Annotated in this window: 12 protein-coding genes; 8 read left to right on the top strand and 4 right to left on the bottom strand. The window is 76.0% G+C overall.

Annotation, left to right across the window (positions count from 1 at the left end; translation table 11 throughout):
* Positions 1-4: 4 nt before the first annotated feature.
* Complete coding sequence (locus J5Y04_RS17290; protein ID WP_209412928.1) at positions 5-229, top strand: hypothetical protein; 225 nt, start codon at positions 5-7, stop codon at positions 227-229.
* A 54-nt stretch (positions 230-283) separates the two neighbouring features.
* Here the strand turns inward: J5Y04_RS17290 and J5Y04_RS17285 are convergent, their stop codons facing one another.
* A complete protein-coding gene (locus J5Y04_RS17285) occupies positions 284-3,589 on the bottom strand; it encodes a sacsin N-terminal ATP-binding-like domain-containing protein (RefSeq protein WP_307853160.1) in 3,306 nt (1,101 codons plus the stop codon).
* Positions 3,590-3,743: 154 nt separating this feature from the next.
* Here J5Y04_RS17285 and J5Y04_RS17280 point away from each other — a divergent pair, with 154 nt between their 5' ends.
* Complete coding sequence (locus J5Y04_RS17280; RefSeq protein ID WP_209412927.1) at positions 3,744-4,121, top strand: hypothetical protein; 378 nt, start codon at positions 3,744-3,746, stop codon at positions 4,119-4,121.
* A gap of 52 nt (positions 4,122-4,173) precedes the next feature.
* Here J5Y04_RS17280 and J5Y04_RS17275 read toward each other — a convergent pair whose 3' ends face one another.
* Positions 4,174-5,055, bottom strand: coding sequence for a DUF3027 domain-containing protein (locus J5Y04_RS17275; RefSeq protein ID WP_148644826.1), 882 nt, complete (start codon positions 5,053-5,055; stop codon positions 4,174-4,176).
* Between the two features lie 297 nt (positions 5,056-5,352).
* Here J5Y04_RS17275 and J5Y04_RS17270 point away from each other — a divergent pair, with 297 nt between their 5' ends.
* The 4 genes from J5Y04_RS17270 to J5Y04_RS17255 all read left to right on the top strand — a co-directional run bounded on the left by J5Y04_RS17270 (position 5,353) and on the right by J5Y04_RS17255 (position 9,275).
* Positions 5,353-7,029: an MFS transporter gene (locus J5Y04_RS17270; protein WP_307853159.1), complete on the top strand. Its 1,677-nt coding sequence runs from the start codon at positions 5,353-5,355 to the stop codon at positions 7,027-7,029.
* 117 nt (positions 7,030-7,146) lie between these two features.
* Positions 7,147-7,680, top strand: a complete 534-nt coding sequence (locus J5Y04_RS17265) for a hypothetical protein (protein ID WP_209412926.1) — start codon at positions 7,147-7,149, stop codon at positions 7,678-7,680.
* A 10-nt stretch (positions 7,681-7,690) separates the two neighbouring features.
* Positions 7,691-8,437 carry a futalosine hydrolase gene (locus tag J5Y04_RS17260; protein WP_209412925.1) on the top strand — a complete coding sequence of 249 codons (747 nt, stop codon included), beginning with the start codon at positions 7,691-7,693 and terminating at the stop codon, positions 8,435-8,437.
* Positions 8,430-9,275, top strand: coding sequence for a 1,4-dihydroxy-6-naphthoate synthase (locus J5Y04_RS17255; protein WP_209412924.1), 846 nt, complete (start codon positions 8,430-8,432; stop codon positions 9,273-9,275). The genes J5Y04_RS17260 and J5Y04_RS17255 overlap by 8 nt, the downstream gene beginning before the upstream one ends.
* Positions 9,276-9,345: 70 nt before the next feature.
* Here J5Y04_RS17255 and J5Y04_RS43220 read toward each other — a convergent pair whose 3' ends face one another.
* On the bottom strand, positions 9,346-9,729 hold the full coding sequence (locus J5Y04_RS43220; RefSeq protein ID WP_148643332.1) for a cold-shock protein: 384 nt from the start codon (positions 9,727-9,729) through the stop codon (positions 9,346-9,348).
* A 463-nt stretch (positions 9,730-10,192) separates the two neighbouring features.
* On the opposite strand from J5Y04_RS43220, the gene J5Y04_RS17245 reads away from it, so the two are divergent.
* Positions 10,193-10,426 carry a hypothetical protein gene (locus J5Y04_RS17245; protein ID WP_148643333.1) on the top strand — a complete coding sequence of 78 codons (234 nt, stop codon included), beginning with the start codon at positions 10,193-10,195 and terminating at the stop codon, positions 10,424-10,426.
* 75 nt (positions 10,427-10,501) lie between these two features.
* On the opposite strand, the gene J5Y04_RS17240 is transcribed toward J5Y04_RS17245, so the two are convergent.
* Positions 10,502-11,134, bottom strand: a complete 633-nt coding sequence (locus J5Y04_RS17240) for an HAD family hydrolase (protein WP_209412923.1) — start codon at positions 11,132-11,134, stop codon at positions 10,502-10,504.
* 92 nt (positions 11,135-11,226) lie between these two features.
* Here J5Y04_RS17240 and J5Y04_RS17235 point away from each other — a divergent pair, with 92 nt between their 5' ends.
* Complete coding sequence (locus J5Y04_RS17235) at positions 11,227-12,279, top strand: iron ABC transporter permease (RefSeq protein WP_209412922.1); 1,053 nt, start codon at positions 11,227-11,229, stop codon at positions 12,277-12,279.
* Positions 12,280-12,350 lie beyond the last annotated feature (71 nt).

Here is a 12,350-nt window from a genome sequence, read left to right as displayed (position 1 = left end):
CCGGATGGCACGCAGGGGTGGGGACTTGGAGGCGTTCACCGCCTTCCTGGGCGGGCTCGTGGCGGCCGGCCTGACGGCGCTGGCCGGCTACGGGGTGGTGACGTTCGCCGGGATCGAGGCCGGGCCGCTGCTGCGGAAGGCCGCACTGGCCGCACTGCTGGCCCTCTGGGTGGCGGTCACGCTCACGCTCTACCTCCGTCTGACCGCGTCCGCGCGCACCCGCCCCTGAGCCGGAGCGGGTACGCGGGCGGAGCGGGTACGCGGGCGGAGCGGCCGGGCCGGTCTAGCCCTCGAAGTCCCGTGCCGCGGAGAGCTCGTAGGCGCGGTCCGGCTCGGTGAGCGCGGCCAGCACCTCGAACCGCCGGTGCCACTGCCCGACCGACCAGGCCAGGCCGGCGGCCAGGCCCTCCGGGGTGGCGGCGTGCAGCAGCCCCGGCGCCGGCGGCAGCTCGAACTCGTCGTCCTCGTCCGCCTCCTCGGCCGCATCCGGGTCGTACGGTGCCTCCGGCGTGTCCGCCGCCGAGTCCCACCGCCAGTCCACCGCGGCCTCGTTGCCGTCGGGGCCGACCACCAGCAGCTCCTCGTGCTCCTCGTACGCCACCGGGCAGCCGGGCAGCAGCTCCCGCACCACGGCGGGGACCCGGTGCAGCCGGCCCTCGGAGAGCACCCGGCCGCCGGCCACCTCGCTGGCCAGCGAGACGTGCAGCCGCTCGGCGAGGTCCGCGGCCAGTGCCGGGGCGACCGGCAGCAGCGGGTACGGGTGCAGGAGCTGGACCAGGTCGGGGGCGTCGGCGACGACCGCCTCGGTGGCGTCCACGATCACCGTGTGCGCCGGGCGGCGACCGGTCTCCGGGTCCAGCGGCGGCAGCGCCCGGACGACGTCCAGCGGATCGATCCGCTCCGCCTCCACCCGGGCCAACGCGCTGTGGATGCCGTGCAGCTGGCGGTGGCCGACCTCGGAGGCCGGATCGGTGAGCCGGTCCAGCACCTCGTCCGGCCCGTGCGGCTCGGCCAGCAGTGCGGTCAGCGTGGTGCGGACGCCCAGCGCGTGCAGGAACTGCTCGTCCAGCGTCGTGCGGGCCTCGTCGTAGAGGCCGCGCAGCAGCGGGTCGGCACCGGCCGCGCGCAGGCCGGCCGGCTCGCGGCCGTCCAGCACCGGGTGGTCACGCAGCCACCAGGCGGTGTACGGCGGCAGGTCCGCGTAGGAGCCGTCCGGCAGCAGGGCGCGGACGGGCAGGACGACGGCGTCCCGGTACGGCGGGCGGGCCAGCGCGGCCAGCGCCTCGGGCCAGGCGTCGTCGTCCACCAGGTCGAGGTCGCGGACGGCGAGCAGCTCGGCCGCGACCGGCGGCACGCCGACCGCGTCGGCGTCGTCGGCGTGCAGCGCCTCCAGGGCGTCCTCGGCCCACTCCGCGAGGCCGTCCGGCGCCTCGTCCAGCAGCCCGGTGGGGCGGCCGCCGGCGGCGCGGTCGGCGGGGACGGTCGGGTCGAGCCGCTCCAGGTCGTCCGGGTCGAGCACCACGTCCTCGGCGCGGACCAGCACGAAGTCCGCCAGCACTCCTGCCGCGGCGAGGACTTCGGGGCCCCAGCGGTCCACGAGTTCGTCGTCCAGCCAGCCGGCGTCGTCCTCCCGGGCCAGCCCGGCCAGCGGGCTGCCGGGCAGGATCAGCTCACCGGCGCGGGCCGGCTCGCCCTCGTCGTCCAGCAGCGCCAGCCGGGCCAGCCACGGGTGCTCGCCGACCGCCGGGGCGGCCGCCTTCACCAGGCCGAGGACGGACTCGGCGAGGTCGGCCGCGGCGTCCAGGTCGTCCTCGGCCAGCTCGTAGGAGCGGGCGACGGCGGCCCGCACCTCGGGGGTGTCCAGGACGCCGGCCGGGGTGGCGGTGCCGGCGCCGAGCTTGGCCAGCAGCGGGTGCGCGGCCTCCGGGTGGGCGAGGCGCAGGTCGAGCAGGGCCAGCGCACCGGCCAGCGACTCCGGGTAGCCGGGGAAGGCCGCCCAGTCGGCGTCGTCGGAGGGCAGCAGGACGCGGCGCGGGCCGGTGACCGTCCGTCCGTCGGCCAGCGGCACCGGCAGCGCGCCGAGCGCCTCCGGGTCGGCCGCGCCGAGCGCCGCGTAGAGGTTGCGCCACCAGGCCGGCTCGCGGTCCAGACCGCCGAGCTGGTCGACCACGTCGGCCAGCGGCACCCGGCGCACGCCCAGCACCCGCAGCTCGCTGCGGCGCTCCAGACCGGCCGGCAGCAGCCCGGGGAAGACCGGCGAAAGCGCCTCGACCACCGAGCCGTCCGCGCCCTCCAGCAGCGTGGCGTCCCGCGGCCGCAGCGCCGGCGTGCCCTGCTCGACCGGCGCCGGGTGCGGCAGGAACGGCGTGCCGGGCAGCCGGGAGAGGATCGCGGCGCGCAGCGCGTTGTCCAGCGCGCCCTGGCCGAGCGGGCCGGGCACCAGGCCGAGCGAGCCGAGGTCGCCGCCGCGGGCGCGCAGCAGATCGGCGTAGCTGTCGGCGGCGCGCCCGGTCAGGAAGTCGGCGAGCGGGCCGGGGGCGACGTGCCGGCGGGTGGAGTCCAGCGGGTAGGAGGCGATCAGCAGCGCCGGCAGGCCGAGCGGCTCGTCGCTCGGCGTCGGCGCGTGCAGGACCGGGGCGATCCCGGGCTTCTGCGGGGCGCCGTCGGCGCCGACCGGGACGGCCCAGGTCACCGTCCAGTACGGGCGGGCGCGCTCCTCGGTGGGGCGGTCGGCGAGCAGCGCGGGGTCCAGCGAGCCGGAGGCGCCGGCGGTCTGCCAGACGGTCTGCCGCAGCCGCCCGCCCGCGTCGTCGGTGACGGTGACCTCGGTGACGCCGTCCGGGCGCGGCTCGGCGGCGGACCGGGTCAGTGTGCGGGTGCCGTCCGGGGTCTCCACCACGACCTCGGCGAGGCCGGGGAGGGTGAGCAGGAGCGCGTCGTCGATGCCGGCCAGCAGGCGGCGGGTGAGGTCCTCGGCGGCGGCGTCGCGCAGCGGCAGCACGACCACCGTGTCGTAGCCGTCGGGCGCCGGGCCCTCGGCGGCGAACGGCAGCCGCAGCAGCGGCACGTGGCCGTCCCGGCGGCGCAGTTCGTCGGCGAGCGCCGGCTGCGCCTCGGCCAGCGCGCGGGCCTCGCCGAGCGACCAGCGCACGCCGCCGGCGGAGCCGAGCACGGCCGGCTCGTCGGTGACGGCGAGGACGGCGGCGAAGCCGACGCCGAAGCGGCCGACGGTGGGCTGCTCGTCGGCCCGCTTCGAGGAGGCGCGCAGGGTGGAGAGCGACTCGACGGCGGCGTGGTCCAGCGGCGCGCCGGTGTTGGCGGCCGCCAGCACGCCGTCCGCGAGGGTGAGCCGCAGCCGGCCCGGACCGCCGCCGGCGCGGGCCGCCGCGTCGGCGGCGTTCTGCGCCAACTCGACGACGAGGCGGTCGCGGTAGCCGCCGAGGGCGAGCTCCTCCTCGGCGTTGGCGTCCTCCCGGAACCGGGCCGGGGAGGCGGCCCAGGCGTCCAGCACCCGGCGGCGCAGCCCGGCGCTGCCGAAGTGGTCCGCGAGGTGCTCGTCCGTGCCGCTGCCGATGATCCGAGGTTCCACTGGACCTGCCGCCTTCCGCCGCCCTGTACTTCGTACGGGGGGCATTCTCCCCCGCCCGGGCACCCCCGGCGGACCGGGGTGGGGCCGCGCCTATCCTGGGGCCGCTCCGATGGCCCGGCGAGGGGGGAATCCGATGGCGTCCGACCGTCCACAGGTGTCCGACCGTTCGTGGTACGTCCTGATCGAACGCGACAGGCGGGACTACGGCGACTCCGTCTACTACCGCTGGCAGCTGGCCCCGCCCCAGGAGGCGCCGCTCGGCCGGGAGCAGGCGGTCGAGCTGGCGGAGGAGACGGCCCGCACGTACCTCCCGCGCGAGAGCGGGGAGCCGGCCGGGACACCGGCCCGGCGGGTCTTCCGGCTCCCCGACGGCGGCTTCCTGGTCCAGCTCCACTACCGCGGCTGGAAGCGTCACTTCCGGGTCTCCGTCGGCGAGCTGGTGCACGCCGAGGAGGAGGCCCCGCCGCCCGCCCCGCCGAACCCGCCGCGGGAGGCCGCGCCGCCGAGGCGCGGGCTGTTCGGCCGCCGCTGAACGCCGCCGGCCCGCCCCCTCGACGTGACGGGGCGGGCCGGCGGCGGATCGCTCAGGAGTGGCCGAGCTCCTCGGCCGGGGCGTCCGGCTCGACCGAGCCGGAGGTGCGGTCGGGGTGCAGCTGGAGCGGCTCGACCACCAGCTCGTCCAGGATCAGCTCGGACGGCGCCGGCGGGGCCGGGATGACCGCCGCCTCGGAGTGACCGCCGCAGCCGTACGCGAAGGAGACGATCTGGCCGTCGGCCGGGCCGAACTCGTTGCCGCAGACACCGAACGCCTGGCCGAGCGAGCCGCCGATCGGGATCAGGAAGCCGCAGCTGTTGCACGAGGCCGGGGCCGACTGCGCCATCGGCGTCTGCGGGCCGTGCGCCTTCTCCCAGCGGTCCGCCGCCAGGTGCAGGCCGAGCCGCGAGAGCACCCGGCTGCGGCCCATGCCGAGCTCCTCGGCGACGGCGCCGATCTGCGCACGGACCGGGGCCGGCTGGATGTGCGGGTCGCTGACGACCACGTCCTCCTCGGCGGCCAGCGCCACCGCGGAGTTCGGCGCCGGCTCGTCCTCGCCGGACCAGCCCGGCTCCAGGCGCAGGTCGTCGGCGTCGGTGGGCAGCAGGTCGCCCGGGCCCATGTCGCCGGGGCGCAGCCGCTCGCTCCACGGCACCCACTGCGGGGCGAGCACGGCGTCGGGGCCGGGCAGCAGCACGACCTCGTCCAGCGTGACGTTCTTTGCGCGCGGGGCGCGGGCCACGGTGACGGCCCAGTTCCAGCCCCGGTAGGCGGCGTCCAGGCACTCGAAGGTGTGGGTGACGACGCGGTCGGCGTCCGCCTGGACTCCGAGGTGCGCACCGACGGTCTCTGCTCCGACGGCCTCGTCTGCCGCCTGCCGGGCGAGTTCGACGGCCTCGGCACAGAGCCGGTCGGGGGTACGGCTTCGCATCGCAGCACTCACGGCGTCGATTCTCTCCCAGTTCTTCTGTTGCCCACGGCGTGTTGCCTGTTCCGTCGCGGCTCGGTTTCCCTCGTCCATTCTGCGCGACCACGGGCCGCCTCGGGTACCGGCCGCGCCGCCCGTCAGCTCCGGCCGGCGCCCGGCCGATCGTCGGGCGGACCCTGGGCAGGCTACCCGCCGGTCGGCCACCCGGCACAGTCCGGGGCGGCGGCCGGCGCCGGAACGGCCGCGCCGAGCGAAGCGGAATCCCGCGTCGTCGTCACGATTCTGGGGCAGGATGGGCTTGTGGCGGACGAAAACCCGTCGCAGCATGCACTGCGCGCCTCGCAGGCCGACGGCAGTCCCGACGAGGCGAACGCCGTGCCGCGACAGCAGCCTCCGGTCCTCGCTGCGGGCGAACCGCAGCCGGTGGACACCTCCGCGACGCCCCGGGATTCCGCCGGGCACGTGGACCTCGACAAGCACCCGGCCGCGGCCGCGGACTCCCCGGATTCCTCCGGCCCGCTCGACGCCGTCGACGCGCTCGACGCCCTCGACGAGGAGGAGGAGCCGCGTCGGCACTTCCTCGTCCGCACCGCCTCCGCCGCCGGCTCCCGCACCGGAAAGGTCGTCCACGGCACCGGCCGCCGCATCCGCAAGGCGACCTCCGCCGAGGGCGCCGGCGAGTCCGGCCTCGCCAAACTGATCGAGCTGCACGCGCTGAACTCGTTCGGCGACATGCTGATCACCGTCGCGCTGGCCTCCACCATCTTCTTCTCCGTCCCCACCGGCGAGGCCCGCGGCCGGGTGGCGCTCTACCTGCTGATCACGATGGCCCCGTTCGCCGTGCTGGCCCCGGTGATCGGCCCGCTGCTGGACCGCCTCCCGCACGGCCGCCGGGCCGCGATGGCGACGTCGATGCTGGCCCGTGCGGTGCTGGCGTGGACGATGGCGGGCACCGTGGTCGGCGGCGGGCTGGCGCTCTACCCGGAGGCGCTGGGCGTCCTGGTGGCGTCCAAGGCCTACGGGGTGGTGCGCAGCGTCGTGGTGCCCCGGCTGCTGCCGAGCCGGCTTTCACTCGTGAAGGCGAACTCCCGGGTCACCCTGGCCGGGCTGCTGGCCACCATGGTGGCGGCCGGGGTGGGCGGGCTGCTGCACCTGATCGGGCCGGGGTGGCCGCTGCGCGGCGCCTTCCTGGTCTTCGTCGTCGGCACCCTGATGGCCTTCCACCTGCCGCACGCGGTGGACTCCGCCAAGGGCGAGCAGCGGGCCGTCCTGCACGCGGAGGTGCACGGCGAGGCCGCGGCCGTCCCCGCCGGAGCCGAACCCGGCAGCGGCGCCGGGACCGGGACCGGGACCACGCAGGCGGCCAAGGCGCCGAAGGCGTCGCTGCGCACCGTCGGACCGTCGGTGATCCTGGCGCTGCGGGCGATGTCGGCACTGCGCTGGCTGGTCGGCTTCCTGGTGATGTTCCTGGCGTTCCTGCTCCGTGACGAGCCGATCGGCGGGCTACAGCCGACCCTCGCGCTCGGCCTCGTCGCCCTCGCGGCCGGCACGGGCAACGCGCTGGGCTCGGTGCTCGGCTCCTGGCTGCGCACCCGGGGCTCGGAGGCGACGGTCACCGCGATGCTGCTGCTGGCCACCTGCACCACGGCGGCCGCCGCGCTCTGGTACGGCGCGGTGACGGTGGTCCTGGTCGCCGCGGTGTCCGGGGTGGCGGCCTCGCTGGGCAAGCTGGCGCTGGACGCGCTGATCCAGCGGGACGTCCCGGAGTCGGTGCGGACGTCCGCCTTCGCCCGTTCGGAGACGCTGCTCCAGTTGTGCTGGGTGGCCGGGGGCGCGGTCGGCATCCTGCTGCCGCTGAACGGCGTGCTCGGCCTCTCGGTGGCGGCCGGGGTCCTGGGCGTGGTGCTGCTCTGGACGGTCCGTTCGCTGTTCCGGGTGGGGTTGGGGCGCCGCGCCGCCGCACCTCGGGTGGCCTGAGGCCCTCCCCGGCGGGGCAGGGCGGGGCGGTCGTCCCGGGCCGTCGTTCTCCTGCCACAACACGCGGTTGCCCACCCCCGCGTAGCGTGATCGGCAAAGCCCGGTAGCCTCTGACGCATGAGCCTCAGCACCCGTGTCATCGCCGCCCTCGGCGCCGTCGTCGTGATCGGCGCGGCCACGGTCGGCACCTCCGTCGCCGTCGCGTCCGGCAGGGACGAGCCCGTCAGCCACCGCGCGACCCTCACCGTCGGCCGTTCCTCGATGGAGGTCGAGCCGTTCTGCTTCAACGACGGCAAGCCGCTCACCGAGGACCAGCAGAGCGAGTGCCAGGACAAGGCCAGCAAGGCCCTGGACGAGGGCAAGCTCCCCAAGTCCGACGTGGTCGCCAGTGACCGGATCGGCGTGGGCGTGACCCCGGACGTGGCCGACCGCGGCTGGTGGGCCAACACCAACGGCGGCGGCCAGGCCTCCGGCGGCCGGTTCATCCTGGCCCCGGCGGCCAAGGGTTCCACGTACTCCGGCTCCGTCGCGGCCTCCCGGGCGCTCAACGCCTCGGGCAAGACCCTGGTCACCGTGGTCGAGTCCGACCCGAAGCAGCCCGACGCGATCTACGGCGTCTGGTACTTCGAGCTGGACACCCAGGACGCCTGACGGTCACCCGGTGACCGAGCGACACACCGGTGAGCAGCCGGCCCCCGAGCGGGGCCGGCTGCTCGTCGTCGTCGCGGTGGCCGCCGAGGCGGAGGCCGTCCTGCGCGGCCTCGGCGGGCCGGTGCGGGCCCTGCCGCTGCCCGGCGGTGAACTGCACCGCGCCGCGCACCCCTCGGGCGTGACGGTGGACGTGCTGGCGGGCGGGGTCGGCCCGGCCGCCGCCGCTGCCGCCGCGTCCGCCGCGCTCTGCGCGCACCGCTACGACCTCGTGGTCTCGGCCGGCATCGGCGGCGGCTTCGCCCCGCAGGCCCCGGTCGGCTCGACGGTGCTCGCCGAGGCGATCGTCGCCGCCGACCTCGGGGCCGAGACCCCCGACGGCTTCGCGGACGTCACCGAGCTGGGTTTCGGGACCGTCCGGCACACCCCCGCCCCGGCCGCCGTGGCGCTCGCCGCAGCCGCCCTGGGCGCCGTCACAGGCACCGTCCTGACCGTCTCCACGGTGACCGGCAGCACCGGACGCGCCGCCGCGCTGACCGCCCGCCACCCCGGCGCGGTGGCCGAGGCGATGGAGGGGTTCGGGGTGGCCGAGGCCGCCGCCCGGCACGGCGTGCCGGCCTTCGAACTGCGCACCGTCTCCAACCCGGTGGGCCCGCGCGACCGGGCCGCCTGGCGGATCGGCGAGGCGCTGGGCGCGCTGGAACGGGCCTTCGCCGCGCTGCCCTACCCGGAGTTCCTGAAGGAGGCCCGCCGTGGCTGAACAGCTGGGCATCGCCCACTCGCCCTGCCCGAACGACACCTTCGTCTTCCACGCCTGGACGCACGGCCTGGTGCCCGGCGCGGACGCCCCCGAGGTCACCTTCGCGGACATCGACGTCACCAACGGCCTGGCCGAGCAGGGCGGGCTGGACGTCCTCAAGGTCAGCTACGCGGCCCTGCCCTGGGTCCTGGACGAGTACGCCCTGCTGCCCTGCGGCGGCGCGCTCGGCCGCGGCTGCGGCCCGCTGGTGCTCACCCGCCCGGACACCGGCGGCGACCTCACCGGCCGGACCGTCGCCGTCCCGTCCGAGCGGTCCACCGCCTACCTGCTGTTCCGGCTCTGGGCCGCGAAGGCCGTGCCCGGCGGGTTCGGCGAGATCGTCGTGCTGCCGTTCCACGAGATCATGCCCGCCGTCCGGGACGGCCGGGTGGACGCCGGCCTGGTGATCCACGAGGCCCGCTTCACCTACCAGCAGTACGGACTGCACCGCCTCGCCGACATGGGCGAGGCCTGGGAGCAGGAGACCGGCCTGCCGATCCCGCTCGGCGCGATCATCGCCAAGCGCTCGCTCGGCACCGAGCGGCTGCACGCGATCGCCGACGCCATCCGCGCCTCCGTCCGGCAGGCCTGGGCGGACCCGTCGGCCAGCCGCGCGTACGTGCTGGCGAACGCCCAGGAGATGGACCCGGACGTCGCCGACCAGCACATCGGGCTGTACGTCAACGAGTTCACCGCGGACCTCGGCGAGGAGGGCTACGGCGCCGTCCGGGCGCTGCTCACCCGGGCCGCCGCCGAGGGGCTGGTGCCCCCGCTCGACCCGGGTGCGCTCGCGTTCTGAGCCCCGCGGCGTTCCGCGCCGCACGGCGTCCGGGGCCCGCCCGTCCGAGCGCGGCGGGCCCGCCCGCGGACTACACGTCGAACTGGTCCGCCACCGCGCGCAGCAGCACGGCCAGCTTCTGGCCGGCCGGCTTGGCCGGGTAACGGCCGTGCTGGAGCCCCGGCAGCACCGAGTCCATCATCGTGATCAAGTCCTGGACGAGCGCCGCCATGTCGTCCGGGGTCTTGCGCTGGGCGGCCGCCACCGACGGCAGCGCGTCCAGCAGCTGCACGGCCATCGCCTGGTCGCCGCGGTGGCCCGCGACCACGCCGAACTCGACCCGCTGGCCCGGCTTGAGCACGGTGACACCGGCGGGCAGCGCCTTGGTGTGGACGAAGACGTCGCCGCCGTCGTCGCGCGACAGGAAGCCGAAGCCCTTCGTCTCGTTGAACCACTTGACCTGGCCGGTGGGCATCTCGAACAGTCCTCGATGTGGGTGTGAGGGATCCCGGCCCTGGCCGGGGATCACTGGGTGGGAGGGCGGGCCGACCTCGACTCGGCGCCCGCGGGGCGCCCATGGTCAGCACGCTGTAGGGAGCAGACTAACGGTCCGTCACTGCCTCATCCGCGTTCCGCGAAGGATCCGTACGGGGCTCTCGCGGCCACGGGCGACCCGGTACTGGCATGGCCGGGGCGCGACTCGGCGCTTTCCACTGGCTCACACCCCCGGTCTGAGGAGACGGGGCGCACCTGTCGCACCCCTCGGCACAGCCTGCATACCCCCGCTCAGCAGGGATCAAAACTCCCAGCGCCCGGGAAACTGCGCAACGTGACCGGACCGCTCGCCTGCGAAGCGGTCCGGCGCGGTCGCCGCCCGGGCGCTCTGCGAGACTGGGGCGGCAGACCGACTCCCCCAGGCCCGCAGAGGAGCAAGCCCAGTGAGCAGCCAGAGCGCCGACCACGGCGACGCCTACGTCAAGGCCGGAGCGATCGTCTTCGGGCTCGGCGCGCTCGCCACGCTCGTCACCTTCGTCCCGCTGTTCCTGCACCTCACGCCGCTGCCTACGGCCGCGTACTGGCTGAGCATGATGATGCCGCTGGGCTTCCTGCTGGCCCTGACCGGGCTGCTGCTCTCCGCCCGCGCCCAGCGCCGCCGGGTCCGCGGCTCCTAGGCTTCCGGACTCCTGGGCTGCCCGACTTCCGGCTCCCCGACTTCCCGGCTTCCCGACTCCTGGGCTGCCCGGCTCCTAGGCCCGGCCTGCCAGGTGACCGGCCAGCCAGGCCGGGAACCCGGTGAGGTCGGCCAGCACCACGTCCGCGCCCGCCGCCAGCAGCTCCTCCGCGCTGTACGGGCCGGTGGCCACGCCCACCGCGACGGCGTCCGCGTGCTTGGCGCCGCGGATGTCCCCGAGGTGGTCGCCGACGTAGACGCTCGCGCCGTGCTCGCGCAGCGCGTCGCCCTTGGTCTCCGCCCAGAGGTCGCCCACCAGCGCGTCCGCGTGCAGGCCCGCGTGCTCCAGGTGCAGCCGGGCGTTCGGCTCGTACTTGCCGGTGATCACCGCGACCCGGCCGCCCTGGGCGCGGACCGCCTCGACGGCGGCGTGCGCGCCGGGCAGGGCGACGGTGGGGGCGAAGGCGTGGTCCCGGTACAGCTCGCGGTAGCGGTCGACGGCCGCCTGGAGCCGATCGGCCGGGAACCAGTTGCCCATCTCGTCCGCGAGCGGCGGCCCGAGCCGGGTGACCACCAGGTCGGCGTCGATGTACGCGCCGGTCTCGGCGGAGAGGGCGGCGTAGGTGGCCCGGATCCCGGGCCGGGTGTCCAGCAGGGTCATGTCGAGGTCGAAGCCGACGGTGAGCGGGGAAACCGGGGTGGTGGGCATGTCGTCAGGCTATCCAACGAAGGTGCACAGGCGATTTGCCCCGGCTTCTCCAGGGAACTTAGGTTTGCCTCAGCTATCTGCGAGAGAGAGCCATGACCGACACCACCGCGCCGGCCGCGAGGCCGGCCACCGCTCCCGGCAAGCGGCGGCTGCTGCGCCGCCGAATACTGTGGCTCGTCGCCGCCCTCGTCCTGCTCGCCACGGCCGTCCTGCTGAGCCTGGCGGTCGGCAGCCGCACCATCCCGTTCGGCGAGACCCTGGACGCCCTGCTGCACGGCGGCGACACCACCAACGCCGTCGTCGTCCGCGAACTGCGGGTGCCGCGCACGGTGGTCGGCCTCGCGGTCGGCGCGGCGCTCGGCCTGGCCGGCGCCGTGATGCAGGGCATCACCCGCAACCCGATCGCCGACCCCGGCATCCTCGGCGTCAGCCAGGGCGCGGCGGCCGGCGTGGTGCTGGCCATCTCCGGCTTCGGCATCTCCACCCTCACCGGCTACGTCTGGTTCGGCTTCGCCGGGGCCGTCATCGCCACCGTGCTGGTGTACGGGCTGGCCGGGCGCGGCCGGGGCGGGGCCACGCCGGTCAAGCTGGCGCTGGCCGGCTCGGCGATGTCCGCGTTCATCGCCTCGCTCAACACCCTGGTGCTCACCACCGACGCCGCCGCCATGGACCAGTTCCGGTTCTGGCACGTCGGCTCGCTCTCCGGCCGCACCGCCGACGTGGCCTGGCAGCTGCTGCCGTTCCTGCTGGTCGGCACGGTGCTGGTGTTCGCGGTGGCGCGCGGGCTGGACGCGCTGGCGCTCGGTGACGACACCGCCAAGGGCCTCGGTGCCAGGACCGGCGTCGTCCGGGCGGTCGGCGCGCTCGGCGCCACGGTGCTGACCGGTTCGGCGGTCGCCGCGGCCGGCCCGATCGCCTTCGTCGGCCTGGCCGTCCCGCACGCCGCCCGCGCGGTGGCCGGCGCGGACCACCGCTGGGTGCTGACGTTCTCCGCGGTGCTCGGCCCGGCGCTGCTGCTGCTCGCGGACGCGTTCGGCCGGGTGCTCTTCCCGCCGTCGGAGGTCCCCGCCGGTGTGATGACCGCACTGGTCGGGGTGCCGGTCCTGGTCGCACTGGTCCGGCGTCGGAAGGTGGTGGCGGCGTGAGCGAGCGAGCCGTCGAGGGGTGCGCGTTGAGCGAAGCGTCTGCCGAGCGCAGCGAGGTGGGCGCATGAGCG

It is taken from the genome of Kitasatospora sp. RG8 (assembly GCF_017813315.1).
In the GTDB taxonomy this organism is placed as follows: Bacteria; Actinomycetota; Actinomycetes; order Streptomycetales; family Streptomycetaceae; genus Kitasatospora.
The sequence above is the reverse complement of the archived record's forward strand: the minus strand, read 5'-3'. Positions and strand labels throughout refer to the sequence as shown.

What these genes read in the sequence shown, in the direction of transcription:
- J5Y04_RS17240 (WP_209412923.1), bottom strand. Translation starts at nt 11,134, where the DNA reads ATGCCCACCACCCCGGTTTCCCCGCTCACCGTCGGCTTCGACCTCGAC.
- J5Y04_RS17275 (WP_148644826.1), bottom strand. Translation starts at nt 5,055, where the DNA reads ATGCGAAGCCGTACCCCCGACCGGCTCTGTGCCGAGGCCGTCGAACTC.
- J5Y04_RS17235 (WP_209412922.1), top strand. Translation starts at nt 11,227, where the DNA reads ATGACCGACACCACCGCGCCGGCCGCGAGGCCGGCCACCGCTCCCGGC.
- J5Y04_RS43220 (WP_148643332.1), bottom strand. Translation starts at nt 9,729, where the DNA reads ATGCCCACCGGCCAGGTCAAGTGGTTCAACGAGACGAAGGGCTTCGGC.
- J5Y04_RS17290 (WP_209412928.1), top strand. Translation starts at nt 5, where the DNA reads ATGGCACGCAGGGGTGGGGACTTGGAGGCGTTCACCGCCTTCCTGGGC.
- J5Y04_RS17265 (WP_209412926.1), top strand. Translation starts at nt 7,147, where the DNA reads ATGAGCCTCAGCACCCGTGTCATCGCCGCCCTCGGCGCCGTCGTCGTG.